Raw genomic sequence first — 24,315 nt, forward strand, 5'->3', positions numbered from 1 at the left:
GCCCCAGCCGGTGCCGTCCCGGTCTGCCCGGCGCCGCGGTCGGGGGCGCTCATGTCCCCTGTCCCAGGCGTGCCCCCGGCCAGCCCGTAGCGCAGGTACACGGTGCCCGACGGCGCGGCCACCGGCGGTTCGAGGAGGGTGAGGTTCGTGGGCACGGCGCCGCCGTCGAACACCTTCTTCCCGACGCCGAGCACGATCGGGTGCACCCACAGGTCGAGGCGGTCGAAGAGCTTCTCGCGCAGCAGGGTCTGCACCAGATTCAGGCTCCCGACGACCTTCACGTGCTCGTGCCGGTCGCGGATCTCGCGCACCGCGGCGGCCAGATCCGGGCCGAGCTGCGTGGACCCGGCCCATGACAGGTCGGGCCTGCCGCGGGACGCGACGTACTTCGGGACGCTGTTGAACAGCATGGCGATCTCGTTGTCCTGGCCGCCCTCCTGGTGCGGCCAGAAGGCGGCGAAGATGTCGTACGTCCGCCGGCCGAGCAGGAGGGCATCGGTGCCCTCGTAGGCGGCGCCGATCTGCGCGCCGGCGACCTCGTCCATCAGCGGCGCCTGCCAGCCGCCGAACGGGAACCCCACCGGATCCTCGTCGGGCTTGCCGGGCGCCTGCCCGACCAGGTCGAGGGTCGCGAACATTTCGATGTGGATCAGGCCCATTGCTTCCTCCCGATGGTGTCACGATAGATCACCGGTCACAGGCGGTGGTCAGTTGGCGCTCGGTGACAAGATCTTGTTGACGGCTGCCGGATCCGGAGATCGCCGTTGCCGTCGCGGTGCGGCGGCCACTACCAAGACATGCGAGGTAGAGGGTCGTCCCACTCCTAGGAAGAGACGGATATGAAGAGAGTCGTTTCGGTCGCCCACTTGGCCGTGCTGGCCACACTCGGGGGAGCGGCGGGGGTGGTGGGGATATCGGCGGCCGTCCAGGCGGCGACCGGCGACGGCCGCCAGGGTCTCACCGCGCAGGTGCTGGACGTCCAGGGCAAGGAAGTGGGGAGGCTGTCCGTCGAGGGAGCCGGCTGGGGACGCCAGCGAGTGTCGGTCCAGGTCTGGAACCTTCCCGCTGGTTTCCATGGTTTCCATGTGCACGCGGTCGGCAAGTGCGATCCCGCGGCCGTCGACCCCAGCACCGGCAAGGTCAGCCCGTTCTTCACCGCCGGACCCCACCTGGACGTGGGCGGCCCCCACCCGCACGGATCCCATGCGGGCGACCTCCCGAACCTGCAGGTCGGGCAGAACGGGCGGGGCACCGCCGAGACGCTCACCGACCGGTTCAAGACCCAGGACCTCCTGGACGCCGACGGCAGCGCGATCGTCGTCCACGCGCTCGCCGACAACCACGCGAACATTCCGGAGCGTTACGAGTCCGGAGGCAAGAAGGGCCCGGACGCGGACACCTTGAAGGCGGGCGACTCCGGAGGCCGCAGCGCGTGCGGAGTCATCAAGGACCGGGAGAGCTGACCCTCGGGCTCACCGGCACCGCCCGCCTCCTTCGACAGCGGGCGTTGTGTCGAGGCGGAGGTGGACCATTTCCGCTATGTCGTTGATGGTCCCGCCCTTGCGGACGAGTTCCATGGGCGGGATCTCGATTCCGTAGGTGTTGCGGAGGACGGCGATCAGCTCGGCCGCCATCAGCGAGTCGACGCCGAGTTCTTCCAGCCGCTGGCGCCGGTCGAGCCGGGCGGGGTCGGTGTGCAGGACGCGGGCCGGCTCCCGCGTCAGGTTCTCGGCGATGACGTCCCTGGCCTCGGCGTGCGGCAGTGCGCGCAACTCGTCCGGGGGCCGGCCGGTGGATGCGCCGTCCCGCCGGTCCAGGCCGGCGGGGAAGATGAGCTTGACCCGGGTGGCGGTCTCGGTCTCCGGGATCTGCCCGCGGACGGCGGCCCAGCGGTAGCGGCCGACCGTGACGACGTCCGCCCGGTCGCCGGACGCGGTGAGCGCCTCCGCTGCGGTCATGGCAGGCATCCGTAGGCGGTGAGCAGGTCGCTGAGCCGTTCGCGCGCGACGTAGCCGGTGTCGCCGATGTGTCCCCAGGCGACCGTCCGGGAACCTCCGCGGTCCGCCGACCGGCGCGTGTCCAGGGACGGCCGCGCGGTCCTGGTGGAACTGCACCCGCTGGGGGTGCTGGTCGCTCACACCGCTCCTGGGAGTGCCCGCGACCGGGCAGCTGTCGTCCACGACGCCCGTCCTGGTGCTGGCGGTGGCCTTCGGGCTGTCGGCCGACTACGAGACCCTGCTTCTCAGCCGCGTGCGGGAGGAATGGCTGCGCAGCGGCGACAACGTCCACGCGGTCGCCACCGGACTGCAGCGCACGGGCGGCATCATCACCAGCGCCGCGCTGCTGCTGACCATCGTCACCGGGCGCTGGCCACCGCGCGGGTCGTCCCGGTCGCGATGATCGGCGTCGGGCTCACCGTCGCCATCGCGGTGGACGCCACGGTGGTACGGCTGGTGCTCGTCCCCGCGGCGATGCGCCTGATGGGCCACTGGAACTGGTGGTTCCCGCATCGCGGCGTGGAGACGGTCTCCAGCCCTCCGCCTGCATACAGAGAGGGTTGACAACCATAGATGGCGGATACTTATAATCTGAGTTGTAGGTTTCCTTCTCGGCCAGACCACTCGTCCCGGGCTTGGAGAACCCGGGGATCTTCGGAGGTGAAGCAACGATGCTGCTGACGTCGATCGACCCCTTCGTGCAGGAGTTCGAGCGCCAGTTCGACCGGGCCGTCCGCCAGGTCACCGGGCAGGCGAACGGCGCGAGCATGCCGATGGACGGCATCCGCCGCGCCGACGACGTCGTCCTGCGGTTCGACCTGCCCGGGATCGACCCCGGCTCGATCGAGGTCACCGTCGACCGCGGCGTCCTGTCGGTGACCGCGCGCCGCGAGGAGGAGTTCGGCGAGGACGAGCGGGTGTTCGTCCGCGAACGGCCGATGGGCTCCTTCACCCGCCGCGTCTACCTGTCCGACCACCTGGACGCCGAAGCGATCGAGGCCGCCTACAACAACGGCGTCCTGGCCGTCCGGATCCCGGTGCTGGAGAAGGCCCGGCCCCGCAAGGTCGCCGTCCAGCAGAGCGGCGAGACCCACAAGTCGATCCGCGCCTGACCGGCGGCTCGGCGGCTCGGCGGCGAGCCGGTTCCGTGGCCCCGCTCGGCGGAGACGGCCCTGAACGCGCCGTCCACCGCCGAGCAGGGCCGCCCGCGTCCGACCCGCCGATCACCGGGCCGCGCCGACACGAACGAAGGGAGGGGCGGTGAAGCTGCCCATGGACGACGAGTACGCCGCCCTGTTCACCGTGGGGCAGGTCGCCGACATGCTGCACGTGCAGCAGGCGTTCCTGCGCCGCATCGACGTCCACCAGGTCGTGTCCCCGCAGCGCTCGGCGGGCGGGCAGCGCCGCTACTCCCGGCACGAGATAAGCCGCATCCAGCAGGTCGTCGGAATGATGGACCAGGGCATGACCCTGCCCGCCATCCGCCGCATCTTCGAACTCCAGCACGAACTCGCCCAGGTGACCCGCGAACGAGACGAACTCGCCCGCCGCCTGAACGCCCTGCACACCGACGAGCCCCCAGCCGACCCCTAGCCCACGCAGCGCGGGGAGCCTGCCAGTCTCAGCGAGCCCCTGGCCCTCCGCCGGCCCGCGCACCCGGTGATCAGCCGACGACCGAGGCGACGAATGCGTTCAGCTTCGCCTTGATGCGCGCGACCTTCTCCTCAAGCGGGACACCGTCGTCATGGCCGTCGCCCAGCAGCGTCTGCTTCTTGCCCCGCACGTACAGGGAGCAGGCCAGGTCGGCGCACAGGTACCGTCCGACGGTGTTGCCCTGTTTGCCCGCCTCACCGCTGCGCCGCGCGCTCATCAACGCGACACCGCCGCCGGTGTGCACGGTTTGGCAGAACGAGCACAGGCTGGTCGAGTTGAACCCGCGCGCCTTGCCGGGCGCGGACGCCAACCGCAGCGCGATTCCGGTGGGTCCTGTCTCGGTGACCAGGTAGGCGCGATCGGGGGCCTTGGGATCCCGCCAGCCGAGGAAGTCGAGGTCGTCCCAGGGCGACTGTGCGAAGTCCTTGGGGAGGGTGAGGCGCTTGGCGTCGCCCTTGGAGCAGTTGACGAAGCAGGACCGCAGGTCGCGTTCGGTAATCGCGCGCATGAAGTTCGAGCCTAGATTCGCGTTCGTAGCACGACAAAGGGTTATCCGGCTGGCACCAGCCACGCCTCCTGCCGCCATCGCCCCCTGGGGGGCATCAGAATGTGGTGTCAGGGCGAGATGAGGTGGTCCGCCATTCTGGGTCGCGTCCTGATAGAGCGACCGCGCGGTCCAGAGGGGAGGTGCTGGCCGTGGGTACCGGCCTCTGGTACCAGTCGTTAGTCCGCTTGGTGTCATCGTCGTGTTCGAGCCACTGCAGCACCGTGGTCGCGACCTCATCGGGGAACCGGGGGACCTGCTGCGTCGCGGCGGCCAGGTCCCAGCTGTGCAGAACGATTTCCTGCATGAGGTGGGCGGCCAGCGCACGGACGTCGTATTCGGGACATGGCGTGCGGTCGGTGAGCTGGGGTGGGCTCACTCCGCGGGCAAGCCGTGCCGCCTCATGCGCCGCTACCGCAAGCTGCTCGTAGATCTCTGACATGCCCGGGCCCTACCGCGGCGCACGACGATGAAACCCGTGCGCAACCGGGCGTCTGTCTCCACGTTCGGGCGTTATACCGCCGGGCGGACGGGAATGGGCGGGCAGGAAAGGCGCGGGCGAGGGGTTTCCCAGGATGAGATCCGCGCCGAGGACGAGCGAGCGAGGTGGCGAACGTGGGCGGTCCTCCGGGCCAGAGCCAGCCCTATCCGGGCGAGACGTCGAAGATGGACCCGCGGCCGCGGGACGAGATGCGCGGCTACGAGGGCCGGGGCCTGCTGGCGGGACGGCGGGCGCTGATCACCGGCGGCGACTCCGGCATCGGGCGGGCGGTCGCGGTGGCCTTCGCCAAGGAAGGCGCCGATGTCGCGATCACCTACCTGGAGGAGGACGCCGACGCGCGGCACACCGCCGGCCTGGTCGAGGACGAGGGGCGGCGCTGCCTGACCTTCGGCGGCGACCTGGCCGAGGAGCACCACGCCCGGAAGGTCGTCGGGGAGGCGGCCGCGCGGCTCGGCGGCCTGGACGTGCTGGTCCTGCACCACGGCACCCAGCGGCCCGTCGACGACGTCCGCGAGATCGACACCGAGCAGCTCGACCGCACCTTCCGGGTGAACGTGCACAGCCTGTTCTGGACGGTCCAGGAGGCCCTCGCGCACCTGCCGGACGACGGGTCGATCGTCATCACCGGATCGATCAACGGGCTGCGCGGCAACAAAAGCCTGATCGACTACTCGGCGAGCAAGGCGGCCGCGATGACCTTCGCGCAGTGCATGGCCCAGGCGCTGATGGACCGAGGGATCCGGGTCAACGTCGTCTCCCCGGGCCCGGTATGGACGCCGCTCATCCCGGCGACGTTCGACGAGGACCGCGTGGAGGGCTTCGGCGAGCAGGCCCCGATGGGACGTGCGGCCGACCCGGACGAGATCGCCCCCTCCTACGTCTTCTTCGCCAGCGGTCGGCTGTCGTCGTACTACACCGGGCAGAACCTCGTCCCGGCCGGAGGAGAAATCCACCCCGGCTGACCGCCGTCCTGCTATGGCCTGCGGCGCCGTCTGTGTTCGGTGGTGAGGTCGTCGCCTATCAGCCAGCCCATGCCGAAGGCTGCGAGCAGGCCGTTGCCGGATAGGTAGCCGTCGGAGTGGGGGCCTGCGAGGCCGCAGGCGGTGCCGCCGCCTGCGTACAGGCGGGGAATCGGTTCGCCCGTGGCGGTCAGGACGCGGCCGGACGGGTCGATCACGAGGCCGCCCTGCGTGGCCAGCAGGCCGTGGTCGACGACCTCCGCCTGGGAGATCAGCCCGATGTCGGGAAAGGCCTACGAGGTGTGGCTGGTGATACCGGGATTGAGCCAGTCACATGTGGGAGCCGGAAGCCGCCTCAACACGTCCCCTCCTAGAGGAGGCGACGCGGTGGACAGGGGGTCGGCTCTTCGGCAGGTCGGTCTGCTCAGAAGGGCGGCGTGCCGCTTCCGGCCAGCGCGATGACGTCAGACCAGGCTGCCGAGCTGCCGAGCGTGACCTGTGCTTCACGGCCGTCTGGAAGCCTCAGCGTACGGTCGTGAGGACCGGAGGCGTCGAAGTCGCCGATGGTCGCGGTCCCGGACCACTCCCGCTGCTTGGCCCGCAGGTCGACATAAACCTCGACCTCGGCTCCGTCGCTGCTGATCAGGGTGGCTGGTCCCCGGTAGCGGCTCACGCTCGGGTCGTCTCAGGAGGGCTGCTCTGGAGTGTCTTCATGAAGACGCACGATAGCGCCCGGCATCGACATTTTCGGCCTGGCGACCGTGCGCCCCTGTTGATCTCACTACGTGACGAGTAATCACGCTTGGTAGTTGAGCGGGTTTCGGGGTATGGCGACTGCGGGCCCCCCACGCAGGATCGTTGGCTGTATCAGGGAGGTTCCAGTGCCCGCTGACGGCGGCAATGACAAGCAGCGGCAACTAGATCACTACCGGGTGCAGGAGGACGGCACCCGCTACACGACCGACCAGGGCGTAGGGGTCGACGACACCGACAACTCGCTCGCGGTGGGGGACCGGGGCCCGACCCTGCTGGAGGACTTCCACCTCCGCGAGAAGATCACCCGGTTCGACCATGAGCGGATCCCCGAGCGGGTCGTGCACGCCCGCGGGTCCGGGGCGTACGGCGAGTTCCAGGTCTACGAGTCGCTGTCCGAGCTGACCTGCGCCGACTTCCTGTCCGACCCGTCGCTGGTCACGCCGACGTTCGTGCGGTTCTCCACGGTCGCGGGGGAGCGCGGGTCGAGCGACACGGTGCGGGACGTCCGCGGGTTCGCGACCAAGTTCTACACACGGCACGGCAACTACGACCTGGTCGCCAACAACTTTCCCGTGTTCCCGATCCAGGACGGCATCAAGTTCCTCGACTTCGTCCACGCGGTCAAACCGGAACCGCGCAACCAGATCCCGCAGGCGCAGTCCGCGCACGACACCCTCTGGGACTTCGTCCAGATGCAGCCCGAGACCATGCACTTCATCATGTGGCTGATGTCGGACCGGTCGATCCCGCGCAGCTACCGGATGATGCAGGGATTCGGCGTCCACACCTTCCGGTTCGTCAACGCCCGGGGCAAGGGCACGTTCGTGAAGTTCCACTGGCGGCCGAAGCTGGGCACCTACTCGCTGGTGTGGGACGAGGTGCTGCGCGTCCAGGGCAACGACCCCGACTTCAACCGGCGCGACCTATGGGACGCCATCGAACGCGGCGACTTCCCCGAGTTCGAGCTGTGCGTCCAGCTCGTCGCCGAAGAGGACGAGCACAAGTTCGACTTCGACCTGCTCGACTCCACCAAGATCATTCCGGAGGAGGAGGTGCCGCTCCGTCCGATCGGCAGGATGGTCCTCAACCGGAACCCGCGGAACTTCTTCGCCGAGACCGAGCAGGTCGCGTTCTGCACCGCCAACATCGTGCCCGGCATCGACTTCACCAACGACCCGCTGCTGCAGGCCCGCAACTTCTCCTACCTCGACACGCAGATCACGCGGCTAGGCGGGCCCAACCACCAGCAGATCCCCATCAACCGGCCGATCGCGCCCGTGCACAACGACCACCGTGACGGGTTCCACCAGAACATGATCCACGACAGCGACACCGCCTACTCCAAGAACACGATCAGCGGCGGCTGTCCGGCGACCGCGGCCGACACCGGGAACATGGAGGGCGTGTTCCGGCACTACCAGGAACAGGTGTCGGGAGAGGTGATCCGCCGCCGCAGCCCGAGTTTCAACGACCACTACAGCCAGGCCACGCTGTTCTGGAACAGCATGGCCGACTGGGAGAAGACCCACATCGTCAACGCGTTCCTGTTCGAGCTCGGCCATGTGGAGCGCCGCAACATCAAGGAGAAGGTCGTCGAGCGCCTCGTCAACGTGGACGGCGACCTCGCGCGGCAAGTCGCGCAAGGACTCGGCTTCTCCCCACCCGAGGCCACCGTCCCCAACCACGGCAGGTCGTCCCCGGCGCTCAGCATGGACGACCAGCCCAGGTCCGTCGCCACGCGCAAGATCGCGGTGCTGGTGGGCGACCAGAGCGACCCCGAGGTCGTGCGACCGGTTATGGAGGCCCTGCGCGTCCAAGGCGCGATCTGCGACGTCCTCGCCGCGCATGAGGGCACGGCGGCGACGTTCGAGGTCGGCAGGCAGCTCAGCGCGGCGACGTCGGTGCTCTACGACGCGGTGCTGGCCGCCGCCGGGCAGGAGCTCGTCCCGGACGGGTATGCGGTCCAGTTCGTCCGGGAGGCGTTCAAGCACGGCAAGGCCATCGGCGTCCTGCCGGGCGCCGAACCGCTGCTGGAGGCCGCGAACCTGCCGGGACGCCAAGGAGTGGTGGACGCCGGCGCGGGCGACGACTTCTCGCAGCGGTTCGCCGACGCGGTCGCCGCCCACCGCCACTGGAACCGCGACCACGCCGCCTTCCCGGCCTAGCAGCCCCGCACCCCGGTCGTGACACAGGGGAGTAGCTGCCTCACGGTGGGTAGCAGGCTGGGTGGACGTCCATGATCAGAAGGAGTGAACATGTCCGAAAGCAACTTCAGCATCGATGTGGAGGCGATCCGCGAGCGGGCCCGTTCCAAGATGGACGCCGGGCCCGTGACGAGCACCTACGGGCGGGACGTCGACAAGGTCATCGAGGTACTCAACGACGTCCTCGCCACCGAACTCGTGTGCTGGATGCGCTACACCCAGAACGCCATCGCCTGCTCCGGCATCGACAGCGCCCAGGTCGCCGAAGAGTTCCATGAGCACGCGAAGGAGGAGCGCCACCACGCGATGCGGGTCGCCGAGCGGATCAGCCAGCTCGGCGGCGACCCGGACTTCGATCCCGAGACCCTCGTGCGGCGTTCCCACACGCCGTACACGACTTTCGCCGACACCGAGCTCACCGCGATGCTCAAGGAGAACCTGTTCGCCGAGCGCATCGTCATCCAGTCCTACCAGGACATCATCCGCTGGCTCGGCGACGCCGACCCGACCAGCCGCCGCATCATGGAGAGCATCCTCGCCGAAGAAGAGGACCACGCCGACGACCTGACCGACCTCCTGGGCATCTGACCCGTCCACCCACGACGCAACAATCCGGCCACCTTGAGTTCGTGGCCCTCGAGCAGCTCACGGCGGATCCGCTCCCTGACACAAGCACCCGCGCCTCGATGCCCGCGCGCGGCAGGAGAGGCAGCGCAGCCAGCAGCTCATACCGCCCGCCCCACGGTCCTCGGTGAACGGCGCGCAGGGCGGATGCCGCGCTGGAGCCAGGTGCTCACCATCGCCGGGGGAGCGGGGAGGTTGCTCGGCGGCCACCACCGCGGCGTCGCGACGGCCTCCGACCCGCCACTGATGGCCTCCCGCGACCCCCGCAACACCGCGGAAACGCCGACTCGCCGCACGCCGGGCCGTGGCCGTGGCGTGTGACGGCACCTTGCGCGATCAGGGACGCCGGCAGGGGTAACGCCACCTGACCTGGGCAGAACCCGCCGCATGAATCGGATCATGACGGGAATCGCTGCGGGCGCGGCCGGTACGACGGCGCTCAACGTCGTGGGCTACCTGGACATGGCGGTGCGCGGCCGTCCAGCCAGCAACACGCCTGCCGAGACGGTCCGCAAGAGCGAACGGCTGCTCGGTATCACACGATCGGACAAGGACCGCGACGACGACGACGTCGATAATCGCCGCTCGGCCATCGGTGCTCTCCTCGGGGTCGGCTCCGGCCTCGGTGTCGGGGCGCTCTACGGGCTCGCGGCCTCCGAACTCGCTGGTGCACCGCTCATCGTGCGCGGCACCGTCATCGGGCTGACCGCCAATGTCGGCACGACCGGCCCCATGATCGCGCTTGGCGTTACCGACCCGCGCACCTGGCCGATCAGCTCGTGGCTCTCCGACCTGGGACCGCATCTGGCCTACGGCTTCGTCACCGCGGCCGTCTGGGACCTGATGCAGTCCAGATGACCCGCGGGCCCGGCCGACCCCCAACCAGCCCAAGACCACGCGAACCAGCGTCTGCCCCCTCGCTCACACAAACACCCAGCTCAGCCAGTCCCCGAAACAGGGCTGGCGGACGGGTTGGCCGGTTCTGCGGCCGTCAGCATGGTCCGTTGTCGGTCCAGACGTCCTGGGAGTTGTTGCCGGGCACGTCGCCTCGGGTCCACCATCTGGCGGTCCAGGTGTGGTCGTTGTACGACACCTGCTGACCACCGACGTAGGCCGTCGAGGGGTCCCACGCGGCTGCGGAGCATGCCCCCGGGTCGCCGCTGGTCTTCCAGGGCACCTGGCTTGATCGGTAGAAGTCGACGCCCATGACCTGCCACCGCGGTCCCTGCGCGGCCAGCCGCTGCCGGAAGGCGCTCCAGTTGTGGGTGGACTGCGGCGACCAGCCGAGCTCGGCGATGGCCGGCAGCCGGGGGAACGCCATGAACTCGATGTCGTCGATGGTCTGCAGGGTCTCCGACCACAGCGGCGCCTCGACGCCGAACACCTGCGACTCGCTCACGCCGGACAGGTGCGCTCCGGGATTCCACTCGTAGGCGGTCTGCACCTCGATGAAGCCCGCCCAGCTCAGCCCGAGACGCGTGCTGGAGTTGTACTTCATGTCGAGGTAGGACTTGTTGGCGGGTGACATGAGGATCTTGTTGCCGCGACGCGCCGCCGCCTGAACACCCGCGTGCGACGTCCCCGTCTGCCAATACTGCGGTACGGCCGAGGTGGGCGGGGTGGCGTCGACGATGTCGTGCCAGCCCATCACGGTCTTTCCCTGCTGCTGGACGAGCGGCAGCACCTTGTTGAAGAACGTGATGTAGTCCTGCTGGGACGTGGAATTGGCCTCGTCGCCGCCGATGTGGAGGTAGGGGCCGGGGGTGAGCGCCGCGACCTCGCGGATGACGTCGGCGACGAACCGGTAGGTGACGTCCTTGCTGATGCACAGCGAGCTGTAGCCGACCTCGATGTCGGTGCGGCGCGGCGGCGCGACGCCGTTGCAGTTGAGCTCCGCGTACGAGGCCAGCGCCGCGTTGGTGTGGCCGGGCATGTCGATCTCGGGGACGACGGTGATGTGGCGGCTCTGCGCGTACGCGACGATGTCCCGGTACTGGTCCTGGGTGTAGTACCCGCCCGGGGTGCCGCCGACTTCGAGCTCGCCGCCGTACGTCGCCAGCCGGGGCCAGCTGTTGATCTGTATCCGCCAGCCCTGGTCGTCGGTCAGGTGCAGATGCAGATGGTTGATCTTGTACAGGGAGATCTCATCTATGTACCGCTTGACCTCGTCGACCGTGAAGAAATGGCGGGCGACATCGAGGTGGGCGCCGCGATAGGCGTACCGCGGATGGTCGACGATGCGGCCGCCGGGGATCACCCACGGACCCGGTTGCGTGCTGGTGCTCTCGACCGCCGCCGGGAGAAGCTGCCGCAGCGTCTGCACACCCGCGAACAGACCGGCGGGCTGATTCGCCCGGATGACCACCGCGGACGCCGTGACGTCCAGCTGGTAGCCCTGGTTGCCCACGGACGGGTCGGCACCGGTGAGCAGCAACGATATGCCGTCGGCGGGCGTTGTGGGCGCGCTCTTGACCGGCAGCGGGTAGCCGGTCGATCGGCGCAGGAGGGCGGCGAGATAGTCGCCCACCCCGGCCGAACCGGGCTGGATATAGATCGCCGTGTCGCTTGTGATCGTGTGGTCGGCGCCTGTGGCCGGTTGTGTCGTGACCGGCACCGGAACCACGTCCTGCATGCTCGCGACCTGGGCGGTGGCGGGCGCGGGACGCACGCCCGCACGCACCGCCGGCCCCGCACCGGCGACTGACACCGCCAGCGAGGAGAGGATGACCAGCAGCTGCATGGAGCGCGATCGCGCGCCCGGAAGTCGGGTGGAGTACATCGGAGCCGGACCCTTCAGCGGCGGGGGAATTGAAAGGTTTGTTGCCAGTTAGATCGCTTCCCGCCCCGCTGTCAAGGGGGGTCCTGAAGTCCACCGACTCTGATGCAGTCCGATACACCCGGCACCGATCGGTGCCAGGTGTGTTGAATCGAACGGAGGTACTTCGCCCAACCTCAACGAACGCGCACGCTCCTACCAGCACACGGTGTTCGGCGAAGTGGGCCAGGTCGCGCCTGCACTTCGACAAGGACACCCGCAAGTCCTCAAACGCGACGCCAGGCGGTGCTACCTGGACTCTCGCGGAGACGTTTATCGCGACAAGCTCTCAGACCCGGCCTGCGCCGCCGACACGGCGTCCGGAGGGCTGGTCATCGACCACCTCGCCGCCATCTACGACCACGTCTACGTCGACGAAGTGCAGGACCTGGCCGGCTACGACCTGGAACTCCTCGATCTGCTGTTCACCTCGTCCATCGCCGTGACCGTCGTCGGCGACCCGCGTCAGGGCGCCTATTCGGCCAACGACTCCGGTGAGAACCGCAAATACCGGCGCAGGGACGTCGCTGACTGAGTCCAAGAACAGCGACCTCACCGGCCACGACGGAATCTTCTACAGCACACCGGCCGAGGTCGCCTCCTACGCGGAACGACACCAGCCCACCGTCCTGCGCTGGAACCGCAAGACCCGACACCCTTCGCCTGTCAGCGATGAACATGGGCCAATCCAAGGGACAGACCTTCGACCGCGTGCTGATCTTCCCCACCAGCAAGTTGAAGACCTACCTGCACACCTGCAACCCCGCCGACGCAGGCGACCGCGCCAAGTTCTACGTCGCGGTCACGCGCGCCCGCCATAGCGTGTCCTTCGTCTTAGACGGCTGACCCAGACGCCCTTTTCGGTCTCTTCGCCTTACCGAGAGCCAGCGTGCCGTGGACATGCGCGGGAGATGCTGACTCTTCGTATGAGCCTAGGCGGCGAGTCGGAGGCGGGGCGGTTGATACCGACCCGGTCACTTGCATGCCGGTCATCGCAATAGCGGCGTTGGCGGAAGTCGCCCAGCGCGGCTGCCGGCAGCCTTCGCCTGGCTGGGGAGGTGCTGGCCAGTAGGCCCTTAGTCCCTGGAGCTCCCAGCTAGCTCTTGGCCGGGAGCTCGGCCGCATTGAGACGGATAGGGCGGAACTTGTGCCGACCAGAGTCGGGCTGGCCGATGATTGAGTGGTGGTGCGGTGGTTAGTCGCTCTGCGACTGATGCGGGCCGCTTCCTGATACTGGGGCTGGGGCTGGGGCTGGGCGTCACGGCGGTGGACATCGGCGGCGATGTTCGCCGAGGGAGAGGCTTTCGACCGGAACGTCGGCATCGCCACCATTCTGGGGGCGTGCTTCGGGGCCCTCGGGCTCGCCGGGTTGGTCTTCGGATGGCTGACGCCCGGCTACGCCAAGGTCGTCTCGATGATCGCCACTACCGTCCTTGCTCGGCCCGCAGCCGGTCACCTTCAGCACACTCTCCGGTCACCGATACGAGGAAGCCGGCTACGGCCTGAGCGCGCTGGCGCCCACCTCCGCCCTGATGGCCGCCTTCCGGCCGCAGCACAGCGGCATCGCTGTAGCCACCATCAACGCGACCCGGTTGACCGGCACCACCCTGGGCACCCTGCTAGCCGCCTAAGCCGCCCATCCCGGTGCCCGCTTCGCCGAACAAGCCCACACACGGGGCCACCTGGGGGGGCGGTGTCGCCGGAATCGTTGCCTTGGCCACCGCGGTGTTCGCGGCTGCCGCCATGCGTCCCGCCGACACTTCGTCGACGACCAGCACGACACCTCAACGGTGTTGGACGCTCGCGGGCGCTCGGTGCAGCTAGCCCTAACCGAGGTCTTGGCGCTGCGGTAGTGTCCGCCATCCCGCTCTCACTCGATCATGGTCGCTTGGGTGGACGACTACGCAAGGCGTCACGACCCCACGCTGTTCCCACGGTTGGCCGGACTCTACCGGGGGCTACGGCCGACTACGGACATGGAAACGTGGATGCGGGAGTACCCTCAACGGCCGTTGACCGAGCGCCGCGCCTCGGCCGGACGCGCCGCGCGCGCTGTGGAACTGCTGCGCCGTCGAGGCACCGACGCCACGATCCTTCGGTACGCGACCTTCATCTCCCAGGTCGCGACGATGTACTCCTATAACCTCAACGACCAGGCCGAGCTCCTCAAGGCGGTGCAGTACCGCGAGCAGGCGATGGCCGACAACACCGTCTGGTGGAGCCGCCGCACCGGCCGGACGCTGCTGTCGGCGCACAACGGTCACGTCGCCTACGGCAACTCACGTCCGCAGTACCCGTACCGGATCCAGGGCGACCTCATCCGCGAGCAGATCGGCCGGGGTTACGTCAACGTCGGGTTCACCTTCTACCGTGGCGCGTTCAACGCCTTCCCACCCGACGGCGGCCCTCTGCGCCGGGTCGTCGTGGGCCCTGCTGCGCCGGGCGGTAACGAGCACACGCTCGACAAGGTCCGCTACCGCGACTTCTTCTTCGACACCCGCACCGCCCCTGCGGTGGCGCGCGGCTGGCTCGGCCACGCACGCCCTACGCGGGACATCGGCGCCGAGTATCCCGACCAGCACAAGCCGGTCGTCGCCCTCGGCACCTTCTACGACATCATCATCCACCTACACCGAATACAGGCAGCCGACCTCCTGTAAGAACAGTCCGCCTCAACCCAACGGCCCTGCTACCGACGCCGCCGCCCGCCACCCGCACCAAGACCCGACACAACAGAACACCGGGCCACCGACCTCTTAGTTGCGACCACACCATGGCATCGACGAAAATCCGCCTGTGCCGCGATGGGCGGTGCCGATTTCGGTCTCAGCGCCAGCCGAGTTCAGGTGCCACGTGGGTCAGGATGTTCTCTAGGACGTGTGCGTTGTAGTCCACGCCGAGCTGGTTGGGGACCGTGAGCAGTAGTGTGTCCGCGGCTTGGATGGCCTCGTCGCCCGCGAGCTGTTTGACCAGTACGTCCGGCTCGGCCGCGTAGGAGCGTCCGAAGATCGCTCTGGTCTTCTCGTCGATCATTCCGATCTGGTCGGCCGAGTCGGCGTTCCGGCCGAAGTAGGCGCGGTCCAGGTCGCTGGTCAGCGCGAAGATGCTGCGGCTTACCGACACACGCGGCTGGCGTTGGTGTCCGGCGTCCTTCCACGCCTGCCGGTATGCCTGGATCTGCTTGCGCTGCTGGACGTGCAGCGGCTCGCCGGTCTCGTCGTCCTTGAGCGTGGAGCTTTGCAGGTTCATGCCCAGCTCGGCCGCCCACACACTGGTGGCGTTGGAGCCGGAACCCCACCAGATGCGGTCGCGCAGCCCTTCGGAATGCGGCTCGATGCGCAGCAGCCCGGGTGGATTGGGGAACATCGGCCGCGGATTCGGCTCGGCGAAGCCTCTGCCCTGCAGCACCGTGAGCAGTACCTCGGTGTGCTTGCGTGCCATGTCGGCATTGGTGTCGCCCTCGGACGGCTCGTACCCGAAGTACCGCCACCCATCGACGACCTGTTCCGGTGATCCCCGGCTGATGCCCAGCTGCAGCCGCCCACCGGAGATCAGGTCGGCGGCCCCGGCGTTCTCGGCGAAGTACATCGGGTTCTCGTAACGCATGTCGACCACGCCGGTGCCGATCTCGATGCGCGAGGTCTTCGCGCCGATCGCCGACAGCAGCGGAAGCGGAGAAGCCAGCTGCCTGGCGAAATGGTGGACCCGAAAATAGGCGCCGTCAGCACCGAGTTCCTCCGCGGCCACGGCAAGATCAATCGACTGCAGCAGCGCGTCCGCCGCAGACCGGGTCCGCGAGCCCGCGCTGTCACTCCAGTGACCGAACGAGAGAAAACCGATCTTCTTCACACCGGCATCAACCATCTCCGCGCACGCGAGATTCCACAGCGACTGACCACACGGCAACCCCGCGGTCATCGACCGCCCCGCGTCAAGACCAGCGAGGCCCTGCGATCACCTCGGGCATCGGTCGGCCTCCGCTTCCTGGCGGAGGAACTGGGGCCCGGCCACTACGAGCTCGAAGTCTCGGCGTCCACGACCGAGCTGTCCGCGGTTCTCGTGAGGTACACGACCGGAACCCACGAACTGACGACTCTCTACGTTCCCCTTGTCCCGTTGGCCGGTGGCCGGGCGTCCTCGCGTGTCATGCTCGACGCCGTCATGCACACCGCGCCCCTCACGGTCGAAGCGCCTCTGGGGACGGCTGATCTGGACCAGGCGGACCCGCAGGTGCTCATGCGGCTCTCTGCGGCCAAGCCCCCTGCGCGGACGGTCGCTGGTCACCGCCTGACACCAAACCCACCGGGCGGTTGTACATCCGCTGGCCACCGCCATCGAGGAGGGCCGGGCCCTCCTGGACTCGTGAAGGGCTATTTGGCCTGCATGACGATGATTGCGGAGGGTATCTGACGTCCGGGATGGTTGGGGGTCCCGGCGCTTGCCCGCAAGTACGGGGTGAATCGCCTGGCCCCCCTTCGCCATCACAACAGCAGGCCATGCAATGGATGCAGGGCCACGTGCGGCCGCACGCACCGCAGGGAGGCTGACCGTCAAAAGCCCGTCAGGGCCCCGGAGACCTCCCAGTACGCTTCGATTCGGTGACCGTCCGGGTCTGTGCAGGTAAACGAGACGTAGCCCGGATCGTCATACTGCCCGATGATGTCCACTCCGTCCGCCTGCATTCGGGTGAGCAGGTCCTTCACCTCCTCGGGCGCGAAGAGCCGGAAGCCGAAATGGACGAAGGCAGGCGGCTCGATGTCCTGGCCGCCGTGGAAGGCGAGAGTTACGCCGTCGGCGTTGCGGATGGTGATGGTGCCGTCGCCGAGTCGCGCGGAGGCGGGGTCGAAGTCGAAGTAGGTCTCATAGAACCGCCGGCTGCGCTGCAAGTCACGGACCGGCAGGCCAAGATGAATCAGACGCATGATCCAGCATGAACGCCGGGGCCGCTGGGGACAAGCGGGCCGCTGGCCTAAACGGCGCCTAACAACACCACCAGGTGGGGCCAAAACCCACTCGTGATCAAGGCCGCCCAGATCAGCAAGTGGGACCAGAACGCATCCGTAGATGGGCCACTGTTCGCCCTTGTAATCAAAACGCTGCCGCCAGACCGCCTACCGCGAACGCCAAAGGACCGAACCAGATCGACTCCGACAGCATCGAGCCCGCCGATCCGATGAGTTGCCTCAAATTAGATGGCGCCCGCCCTGCCACTCAATCCGAGGCACTACAGGTCAGCCGCTTCCCCTGCCTCAGATCCACTGCCACAGGACAGTCGCCCAGGTCCTCCAGAAGCATCACCAAGCGCCAACCCGCCCGCACACCTGAAGGCACACGACCTCGATCGGCACCTGCTTGCGATGCCCGAGTCGGAGATCCACGCCGTCGAACAACTCGCCGTCACCCCGCTACGACGGCTGATCGTCACCTTGACCGCGTCCATGCGGCCCGGCCAGCGGCCGTCCGGAACCTGACGCTGGACGACCTTGACCTGCCGAATCGCCGCATCACCCTTGCCGACCGTGATCAGCGACTCGGCGAACTGCCCACCTCGTACTGCGAGCATGGCTCCACGAACATCGCGCCACCTGGCCGCACACGCCCAACCAGCACGTCCTGATCTCCCGAAAGACCGCGCTCGCGATCGGGCCCGTCTCCGACGGGTTCATGAGGTCGCACTCAATCCGGCTCGGCATCGACCTTGGGCGCATCCGGGGCGACCGGGTGCTACACGCGGCGCTGACCGTCGCGCCCGATCCCCTTCACCTGCCTTGGTCTTCAAGCTGTCCCACAGCAGCGCCATCAGATACTCCACCATCGCCGAGCCCATCCTGGACAACCACGGACGCTCCTAAGAATGCCGTCCTTTGAGGCAGACGGCGACGATCGGTGACGGTTGCCGGCAACTGTGGGTCGATGCCGCGGTGGCTGATGGCGGCCGCGGGATCGGTCTTTGGTGCGGTTGGGCGGGGGGGTCGGATCGTTGTCCGTAAGGTCGCAGTGTGGAGTTCCTGCCCGGTCTGTTCCGCCTGACGAGCCCGATGGGCCAGAACCGCTGGGCCCGGCCGGCCCGCGGACCGGGTCGCTGATTCGCGTGGTCGGGCGCGTTGGGTGTGGTTACTGGATGCTGCTTCGGTCGTGCTAGTGGTGGCGGTCGGGGTGGCGATCAACCAGATCCTCAACGACGGCCAATGGGCTTGGTGGTGGCTGGTCATCGCGCTTGCCCTGGCCGTGACCTGTTCACCGAGCTGCTACCGATACCGAGCGGGTTCTGGGCCACGCCCACCCCAGGACTTCGGCCATCCGCCACGACCTCGCCTACTGGAATCGGAGAGCGCAATTCCGTCGACGCACTCGCCGGGCTCGACGGTCTCGCTGATCCAGTGCGGCAAAGGGTTGTGGAGACCACGAAGGATTAACCGTCATCGTGATTGGGGGTCGTCGGCGTGCTCGCCGTCGTCGCGTTGCGCCAAGACCTGCCGGATGGTGCCGACGCGGCTCTGATCGGCCCATCATTGGTGACGTTGAAGGACCAGACATTCCTGCTCGTCCCCGCATTCTGTGCGGGATTCGGTAACGGGCTGCTGGTGGGCTACCGGGTGTACCGGTCGGGCCTTGTGCCGCGTCCCATGGGGCTCATCGGGCTGATCGGAGGCCTACCGCCTGCGTTACGGCGACCGCCGTTCTTTTCGCACCTACGAGCAGCAGTTCGCCGTGAATTCCTGTTCACGGCACCGGAAATCGCTTGGGAAGCATCACTGGGAGTCTGGCTCGTCACCAAAGGGCTTCTGCTCCGCACATATCACGAACAGCATTCACTAGATTACACAGTGTTATCATCGGGCGTGTGTGTGGTCGTTACGAGTTCGGGCTGCTCGGGCCGCTGGAGGTACGGCGGGACGGGGCGCCGGTGCGGATCGGGGCGGCCAAGCTCCGCGTCCTGCTGGCCGCACTGCTCATCGACGCCGGTCGCGTGGTCACCCTCGACACGCTGACGGATCGGGTGTGGGGCGAGGAACCCCCTGGCCAGGCCCGCAACGCTCTGCAGAACTACGTCCTGCGGCTGCGTCGCGCGCTGGGCGCGGGCGGCGGCGAGGTCGTGGTGTCCCACCCGTCCGGCTACTCGGTCGTGGTCGAGCCGGACGCGATGGACCTGCACCGGTTCGCCGCGCTGGTGCGCCGGGGACGCGCCGTGCTGGAGGACGAGGAATCGCCGGAGCGTGCTGCGGGCCTGCTGCGGGAGGCGCTCAGCCTGTGGCGCGGGGAACCACTGTCGGACCTGCCCGCCGGGCTGCTCCCGGACGTCGTCGCGATGCTGGTCGAGCAGCACCTGGACGCGCTCGAGCTGAGGATCGAGGCCGATCTGGCCCTTGGCCGCTCCGCCGACATCCTGCCGGAACTGCGCGCGCTCATCGGCACGCACCCGCTGCGCGAACGATTCTGGTCGCAGCGGATGCGGGCGCTCCACCAGTGCGGACGGCGCGGCGAAGCCCTGGAGTGCTACCGCACGGTCGCCGCCCTGCTCGCCGACGAGTTGGGTGTCGATCCGGGAACCGACCTCCAGGTCCTGCACCGGCGCCTGCTCGCCGAAACCGCGGAAGCGGAGCCCTCGCCCAGGCGGCGGGCACTGGGCCCGGGGAACCTGCCCGCCGAGACAACCTCCTTCATCGGACGCGAGGACCAGCTCGCACAGACGCGGCGGGCGCTGGAGGCGTCCCGGCTCGTCACGCTGACGGGAGTCGGCGGGGTCGGCAAGACGCGGCTGGCGCTGCGGGTGGCGGCGGAGGCCGCGCGAGTGTTCGCCGACGGCGCCTGGCTCGCCGATCTGGCGCTGCTCGCGCAGCGCTGCGGGGACGAGCAGGTCCACCGGACGGTCGCCGAGTCGCTCGGCCTTCAGGACCATTCGCCCCGCTCACCCGCCGACGCGGTCGCCAACCACCTGCGCGACAAGCGCCTCCTGCTCGTCCTGGACAACTGCGAGCACCTGGTCGGGGCGGTCGCCGTACTGGCGCAGCGGCTGCTGCGGTCGGCGCCCGGGCTGCGGATCCTCGCCACCAGCCGCGAACGGCTCGCCGTGCCGGGCGAGCATGTCCTGCTGGTCAGACCACTCACGCTCCCGGGCGACAAAGAGGACACCGGCGACACGGACGACAGGGGCGACAGGGCCGGCGGCTCGGAGGCGGTGCGGCTGCTGCTGGACCGCGCCGCCGCGGCCGTGCCCGGCTTCGGCGCCACTGGCCGCGACCGGGCCTCCATCGCGCGGCTGTGCCGGCGGCTGGACGGCATCCCCCTCGCCATCGAGCTGGCCGCGGTGCGGCTGAGCTCGATGGCGGTGGAGGAGATCCTGGACCGCCTGGACGACCAGTTTCAGCTGGTGTCGGCGTCCCCCGCCCGGAGCGCCGGCCGCTACCGGCAGACCTTGCGGGACGTGATCGACTGGAGCCACGGGCTGTGCACCCAGGGCGAGCGGCTGCTGTGGGCGCGACTGTCGGTGTTCTCCGGCGGGTTCGATCTGGAGGCGGCCGAGGCGGTGTGCACGGGCGGCGGCGTCCCCGGCGAGGAGGTGGTCGATCTGCTGGCCGGCCTCGTGCACAAGTCGATCGTCATGGCCGACGGCGCCGGGGACAGGACGCGCTACCGGCTGCTGGAGACCATCCGCGGTCACGGCCGCCAGCGGCTGCGCGAATCGGACGGCATCGACGAGTACGGCGACCGCCACAGCCGCTACTACCACGGCCTGACCGTCCGCGCCGCCGAACAGTGGTGCGGCGCGGACGAGGCCGACTGGCTCCGCCGCCTGCACCGCGAACTCCCCAATCTGCGGGTGGCGTTGGAGCGCTGCGCCACCTGCCCGGACCTGGCCGCCGCCGGGCTGGACATCGTGATCAACATGCTGCGGACGCGGTTCTGGTTCTTCAGCGGCACGCTCGGCGAGGCGCGGCACTGGCTCGACCGGCTGGCCCCGGTCCGGACCGACCACGCGCCGGGCGAGCTGGACGTGGTCGTACCGGCGATGCGGGCCTTCCTGGTGATCGTGCAGGGCGACCTGAGCGCGGTACCGGACGCCATGGCGGCGTGCCGCGCGGCCGCCGCGGCGCGTCCCGCGGCGCTCGCGGACTACATCGAGGGCCTCCACGCCCTGCTCTGCCAAGCCGATCCCGCCTCCGTGGCGATGCTCGCCGACGCCCGCGCGGAGCTGCTCGCCGCGGGCGGGGTGGGCGACGCGCACATGGCCACCATGTTCTGGGCCATGGCGGCCGCCTATCTGGGCGACCGGGAAACCGCCTTCCACGCCCGTGACGTGTACCTCGCCGAGGCCGAGACCGTCCGCGCCCCGTGGGCCGCGTCCTGGGCCCTGTGGATCAGCGGCCTCGCGGAGCTGCGGCATGGCGAGCCCGCGCATGCCCTCGCCCCGCTGCGCAGGGCGCTGGTCCGCCAGCACGCCATCGGCGACACCTGGGGACCGGTCTGGGACGTGGAGGCCCTGGCCTGGACGGCCGCCGCCACTGGGCACCACCTCCACGCGACCGTCCTGCTGGGCGCCGCGCACCGGCTGCGGGAGGCGGCCGGAGTGGCGCTGACCGGTCTCCTCCCGTTCCAGGCCGCCCATGCCGAGGCCGAACGAACGATCCGGGGCGCGCTGGCCCGGGACGCCTACACGCGGGCCTGGCGCCGAGGCTCCACCGCCGCCGACACCATCGGGTTGGCGCTGACGACGGTGGACGAGATCACGATCCCGCTGGAGGGCACCCCGGCTCCCGGAGCCGGGGTGCCCTGACCTGCCGCCGGGGAGGGCGTCAGGCCGGTGCGGCGCAAGCGCTCACAGGGTGATGCAGGCCTCGCCCTTGGCGTGGAGGTCCGGCATCTCGTATCCGCGGGCGCAGATCGTCGCACCCGCCGGATAATTCAGGTGCTCGTTCTGCGTGGCGGGCGGCGGCGGCTTCCCCACCGCCCCCTGGATCGTGGGGTGACCCATCCTGATCAGGTCGATCTTCCCCTCCCAGGGGCCGGTGCGGCCGTCGTGGTAGGCCTGGGCGAAGTCGACCGACGTCCCCTCGCGGGCGAGCTTGAGGCAGACCCCCAGGCCGTCGCCGCAGGTCTGGTCGCCGGCCGCGTACGCGGCCGACGCGGGAACCGTCAGCAGCGCCAGCACCCCGACCGCCGCGGCGCCGACGGCGGCGGCGGTGCGCAGGTTCGGGCCGCCCCTCCGGCCCGGCTTTCTGTATCTGGTCTTCACGTGCGTCCTCCTGTCGGTGAATGACCCTTCACCCGACAGGCTCCCCTGGGCCGGTCACCTCTCGGTATCCGCACCGTCACTCCCCGCGCACGCGGGAGCTGCCGTCTGTGCGCTTCAGGCGAAGCGGTCCATGAGGGATTGGAGGAAGTGGACGACGCCCAGCGCCAGGAAGGCCAGGACGACGGCGCAGCCAAGGCCGATGAGTCGGCTTCGGACCGAGCGGCCCAGCAGCAGCGGGATCAGTGCGCCGATCACGGCATAGCTGATCGCGTCGCTGTAGTAGTGCAGGACGATCAGATAGTGCAGGGCGTCCATGCCGAACACCGCGCCGAGAACGGCCGGGCCTGCCAGGCGCCGCCACCCCTGTCCGGTGCGCCACCAGGCACCTGCGGTCCCGAAGATCGGGCCCGCCGCCAAGGCGAGTACCAACCAGAACAGGGGCCAGGTCAGATCGCCCACGCCGTCGCGGACAGACTCGGCGTAGGCGTAGTACCCCACGACGGCTCCGACCTGGGTCGCGGCACCTGCCGCGCAGGCGCGCCACCCCGGTGCCCGCACCGCCGCTCCAGCGACGAACGCGGCGACCACCCATACCGATCCGGAGTTCGAGAACGCCTGCAACGCATCCGGGAGGACGCCTTGCAGAAGGTTGGTCACGCAGCCGACAGCGAACCCGCCCAGGACCGCAACGAGAGCCTTTGGCGCGAACCAGGCAGGAGGGACGGTCGCAGTGGACATCCATGCACGATCTCTGGAAAGGGTGTCTGCTCGCAACATCCCGGTCTGGCTGTCTGTGTCATTCCTGCGTGGGAACGTTCGGGTCGCGATGGCCGACCGGGCGGCGGGGCCCACAGCGGTCGGTGAGCCAGCCGGCAATGGCATCGCCAGCGCGGTGCCGAGGTCGTAGGCCGGGGGAGCGGTCGAGGGATTCGCTGGTCGTAGCGGCGGGTGGTGCGGGGGGCGGTGTGGCCGAGGAAATCCTGCACGACGTGCAGCGTGTGCCCGCGGTCCAGCAGCAACGTGGCCACCGAGTGGGTCTTTCCGCGGGCTCGGCAGCGGTTGTGGTAGGTGCGGGAGGCGGGGTCGTGCAGGACGGCGAACGCGGACAGGAGCATCGCGCGTCTGAGTTGCCGGTTCGGTCAGTCTTTGTCGCGGGCGTCGCGGATCATGTCGCGGACGCGGTCGACCATGGCGACCATGGGCCCGGCGAGCATGTTCTTGGTGGCGGTCTCGGTGCCGGGATGGGGGTGCGTGGGCGCCGTGGCTTCGGCGGCGCGGACGGCGGCGGCGAAGCCCCTCAGCTGGGCGGGGGTGAACTGGGCCTTGAGCCGGTCGAACTCGTAGCGTTCCTCGGCGCGGGCATGGGTGAGGACGTCGATGCGCAGTTTGTCGATCGATTTGAGGAAGCCGGGATCGTCGGTGTCCATGCCGTCCAGTTCGGCCAGCAGTTCCTTGGCCTCGCGTTCCTCGGCGAGCCGGTCGTCCACGATCCCTTCGCCGCCCGGCAGTTTCCGTGCGACCGGGTGGATGATCTCCTCCTCGGCGGTCTCGTGGACGGCCAGCAGCCGCACCAGTTCCCGGAAGGAGTCCTTGCGGGCCTGCCCGTCGGAGTTCAGCACCTGGTCGAACAGGTCGCGGATCCGGCCGTGCTGGGCGCGCAGCAGGTCGATCACGTCCTCGGTGGTCCGGGCGTCGGTGGGTGTGGTCTGCATGAGCCCTCCTGGCTCTCGTGGTCGGCTTCGTGTCGGCGTCGGGTCACGGGCCCGCCCGCGGGTACGTGACGCGGCCTCCAGTACCCGACGTCCGGTCGGCTAAGCGAGCCGTGTGCAGGGAGCCCGCAAAGATCTTGTCCGGGTTCTGAAATCGGTGTGCGGAATCGACCTGCCTGGGTAGGGGCGCGTCCGCCGAGACGATCAGACCGACAAGGAGGGTGAGCCCGGTGGCGTTCAACCCGCTCGAACACCGCGGTATCCCGCTGGACGACCAGCTGCGCAACTGGAGCCAGCTGGACGTCGCGCCCGTCGACC

26 protein-coding genes and 1 pseudogene are annotated in these 24,315 nt (G+C 69.0%); 14 read left to right on the forward strand and 13 right to left on the reverse strand.

All coding sequences use genetic code 11. From position 1 onward, the window contains the following. On the reverse strand, positions 1 to 659 hold a 659-nt coding region (locus E1287_RS31400), incomplete at its 3' end, for a dihydrofolate reductase family protein (protein ID WP_131968897.1). Between the two features lie 180 nt (positions 660 to 839). Here E1287_RS31400 and E1287_RS31405 point away from each other — a divergent pair. Next, positions 840 to 1,463: a superoxide dismutase family protein gene (locus E1287_RS31405; RefSeq protein WP_131968898.1), complete on the forward strand. Its 624-nt coding sequence runs from the start codon at positions 840 to 842 to the stop codon at positions 1,461 to 1,463. A 9-nt stretch (positions 1,464 to 1,472) separates the two neighbouring features. On the opposite strand, the gene E1287_RS31410 is transcribed toward E1287_RS31405, so the two are convergent. Continuing rightward, positions 1,473 to 1,958: an acyl carrier protein gene (locus E1287_RS31410; RefSeq protein ID WP_165969276.1), complete on the reverse strand. Its 486-nt coding sequence runs from the start codon at positions 1,956 to 1,958 to the stop codon at positions 1,473 to 1,475. Positions 1,959 to 2,151: 193 nt separating this feature from the next. Between E1287_RS31410 and E1287_RS31415 the strand changes: the two genes are divergently transcribed. The 4 genes from E1287_RS31415 (at position 2,152) to E1287_RS31425 (ending at position 3,590) form a co-directional block, all read left to right on the forward strand. Continuing rightward, positions 2,152 to 2,400: an MMPL family transporter gene (locus E1287_RS31415; protein WP_347813995.1), complete on the forward strand. Its 249-nt coding sequence runs from the start codon at positions 2,152 to 2,154 to the stop codon at positions 2,398 to 2,400. Then, complete coding sequence (locus E1287_RS46645) at positions 2,397 to 2,561, forward strand: hypothetical protein (protein WP_347813996.1); 165 nt, start codon at positions 2,397 to 2,399, stop codon at positions 2,559 to 2,561. The genes E1287_RS31415 and E1287_RS46645 overlap by 4 nt, the downstream gene beginning before the upstream one ends. 107 nt (positions 2,562 to 2,668) lie before the next feature. Beyond that, the gene (locus tag E1287_RS31420) at positions 2,669 to 3,109 is read left to right on the forward strand and encodes an Hsp20/alpha crystallin family protein (protein ID WP_131968900.1); all 441 of its coding nucleotides are present in this window, start codon (positions 2,669 to 2,671) and stop codon (positions 3,107 to 3,109) included. Between the two features lie 148 nt (positions 3,110 to 3,257). Further along, positions 3,258 to 3,590, forward strand: a complete 333-nt coding sequence (locus tag E1287_RS31425; protein WP_131968901.1) for a MerR family transcriptional regulator — start codon at positions 3,258 to 3,260, stop codon at positions 3,588 to 3,590. Positions 3,591 to 3,660: 70 nt separating this feature from the next. Here the strand turns inward: E1287_RS31425 and E1287_RS31430 are convergent, their stop codons facing one another. Together E1287_RS31430 and E1287_RS31435 are read right to left on the reverse strand one after the other, a co-directional pair. After that, positions 3,661 to 4,158, reverse strand: coding sequence for an FBP domain-containing protein (locus E1287_RS31430; RefSeq protein ID WP_131968902.1), 498 nt, complete (start codon positions 4,156 to 4,158; stop codon positions 3,661 to 3,663). 94 nt (positions 4,159 to 4,252) lie between these two features. Then, positions 4,253 to 4,636, reverse strand: coding sequence for a maleylpyruvate isomerase N-terminal domain-containing protein (locus E1287_RS31435; protein ID WP_131968903.1), 384 nt, complete (start codon positions 4,634 to 4,636; stop codon positions 4,253 to 4,255). A gap of 224 nt (positions 4,637 to 4,860) precedes the next feature. On the opposite strand from E1287_RS31435, the gene E1287_RS31440 reads away from it, so the two are divergent. Next, a complete protein-coding gene (locus E1287_RS31440; RefSeq protein WP_131968921.1) occupies positions 4,861 to 5,658 on the forward strand; it encodes an SDR family oxidoreductase in 798 nt (265 codons plus the stop codon). A gap of 11 nt (positions 5,659 to 5,669) precedes the next feature. Here the strand turns inward: E1287_RS31440 and E1287_RS31445 are convergent, their stop codons facing one another. Together E1287_RS31445 and E1287_RS31450 are read right to left on the reverse strand one after the other, a co-directional pair. Further along, entirely contained in the window at positions 5,670 to 5,936 is a 267-nt protein-coding gene (locus tag E1287_RS31445) for an FAD-binding protein (protein WP_131968904.1), read from the reverse strand. A gap of 143 nt (positions 5,937 to 6,079) precedes the next feature. Next, positions 6,080 to 6,328: a DUF4873 domain-containing protein gene (locus E1287_RS31450; RefSeq protein ID WP_131968905.1), complete on the reverse strand. Its 249-nt coding sequence runs from the start codon at positions 6,326 to 6,328 to the stop codon at positions 6,080 to 6,082. Positions 6,329 to 6,536: 208 nt separating this feature from the next. Between E1287_RS31450 and E1287_RS31455 the strand changes: the two genes are divergently transcribed. The 3 genes from E1287_RS31455 (at position 6,537) to E1287_RS31465 (ending at position 10,097) form a co-directional block, all read left to right on the forward strand. Next, a complete protein-coding gene (locus tag E1287_RS31455) occupies positions 6,537 to 8,576 on the forward strand; it encodes a catalase (RefSeq protein WP_243719562.1) in 2,040 nt (679 codons plus the stop codon). Between the two features lie 90 nt (positions 8,577 to 8,666). Next, positions 8,667 to 9,203, forward strand: coding sequence for a ferritin-like domain-containing protein (locus tag E1287_RS31460; RefSeq protein ID WP_131968907.1), 537 nt, complete (start codon positions 8,667 to 8,669; stop codon positions 9,201 to 9,203). 423 nt (positions 9,204 to 9,626) lie between these two features. Then, positions 9,627 to 10,097, forward strand: coding sequence for a hypothetical protein (locus tag E1287_RS31465; RefSeq protein WP_131968908.1), 471 nt, complete (start codon positions 9,627 to 9,629; stop codon positions 10,095 to 10,097). Between the two features lie 133 nt (positions 10,098 to 10,230). Here the strand turns inward: E1287_RS31465 and E1287_RS31470 are convergent, their stop codons facing one another. Next, positions 10,231 to 11,979: a family 20 glycosylhydrolase gene (locus E1287_RS31470; RefSeq protein WP_131968909.1), complete on the reverse strand. Its 1,749-nt coding sequence runs from the start codon at positions 11,977 to 11,979 to the stop codon at positions 10,231 to 10,233. 244 nt (positions 11,980 to 12,223) lie between these two features. On the opposite strand from E1287_RS31470, the gene E1287_RS31475 reads away from it, so the two are divergent. From E1287_RS31475 to E1287_RS31490, 4 genes are all read left to right on the forward strand, one after another. Continuing rightward, positions 12,224 to 12,589 carry a UvrD-helicase domain-containing protein gene (locus tag E1287_RS31475; protein ID WP_207934580.1) on the forward strand — a complete coding sequence of 122 codons (366 nt, stop codon included), beginning with the start codon at positions 12,224 to 12,226 and terminating at the stop codon, positions 12,587 to 12,589. 137 nt (positions 12,590 to 12,726) lie between these two features. Then, positions 12,727 to 12,900, forward strand: a complete 174-nt coding sequence (locus E1287_RS31480; RefSeq protein ID WP_131968911.1) for an ATP-binding domain-containing protein — start codon at positions 12,727 to 12,729, stop codon at positions 12,898 to 12,900. A gap of 587 nt (positions 12,901 to 13,487) precedes the next feature. Then, entirely contained in the window at positions 13,488 to 13,685 is a 198-nt protein-coding gene (locus E1287_RS31485; protein ID WP_131968912.1) for a hypothetical protein, read from the forward strand. A gap of 249 nt (positions 13,686 to 13,934) precedes the next feature. Next, positions 13,935 to 14,714, forward strand: a complete 780-nt coding sequence (locus E1287_RS31490; RefSeq protein ID WP_131968913.1) for an erythromycin esterase family protein — start codon at positions 13,935 to 13,937, stop codon at positions 14,712 to 14,714. 166 nt (positions 14,715 to 14,880) lie between these two features. Here the strand turns inward: E1287_RS31490 and E1287_RS31495 are convergent, their stop codons facing one another. Then, positions 14,881 to 15,903 carry an LLM class flavin-dependent oxidoreductase gene (locus tag E1287_RS31495; protein WP_131968922.1) on the reverse strand — a complete coding sequence of 341 codons (1,023 nt, stop codon included), beginning with the start codon at positions 15,901 to 15,903 and terminating at the stop codon, positions 14,881 to 14,883. Between the two features lie 701 nt (positions 15,904 to 16,604). Then, positions 16,605 to 16,976, reverse strand: a complete 372-nt coding sequence (locus tag E1287_RS31500) for a VOC family protein (RefSeq protein ID WP_131968914.1) — start codon at positions 16,974 to 16,976, stop codon at positions 16,605 to 16,607. 1,922 nt (positions 16,977 to 18,898) lie between these two features. Here E1287_RS31500 and E1287_RS31510 point away from each other — a divergent pair. Further along, complete coding sequence (locus E1287_RS31510) at positions 18,899 to 21,829, forward strand: BTAD domain-containing putative transcriptional regulator (protein WP_131968916.1); 2,931 nt, start codon at positions 18,899 to 18,901, stop codon at positions 21,827 to 21,829. A 42-nt stretch (positions 21,830 to 21,871) separates the two neighbouring features. Here the strand turns inward: E1287_RS31510 and E1287_RS31515 are convergent, their stop codons facing one another. From E1287_RS31515 to E1287_RS31530, 4 genes and pseudogenes are all read right to left on the reverse strand, one after another. Then, positions 21,872 to 22,288, reverse strand: coding sequence for a hypothetical protein (locus E1287_RS31515; RefSeq protein ID WP_131968917.1), 417 nt, complete (start codon positions 22,286 to 22,288; stop codon positions 21,872 to 21,874). Between the two features lie 114 nt (positions 22,289 to 22,402). Further along, a complete protein-coding gene (locus E1287_RS31520) occupies positions 22,403 to 23,026 on the reverse strand; it encodes a DUF6518 family protein (RefSeq protein WP_165969278.1) in 624 nt (207 codons plus the stop codon). Between the two features lie 245 nt (positions 23,027 to 23,271). Beyond that, positions 23,272 to 23,424: pseudogene (locus E1287_RS44070) on the reverse strand (IS110 family transposase); the annotation flags it as partial. 3 nt (positions 23,425 to 23,427) lie between these two features. After that, positions 23,428 to 24,000 carry a hemerythrin domain-containing protein gene (locus E1287_RS31530; RefSeq protein WP_131968920.1) on the reverse strand — a complete coding sequence of 191 codons (573 nt, stop codon included), beginning with the start codon at positions 23,998 to 24,000 and terminating at the stop codon, positions 23,428 to 23,430. Positions 24,001 to 24,315: the final 315 nt, after the last annotated feature.

This window comes from Actinomadura sp. KC06, from assembly GCF_004348735.1.
Taxonomy (GTDB): Bacteria; Actinomycetota; Actinomycetes; order Streptosporangiales; family Streptosporangiaceae; genus Spirillospora.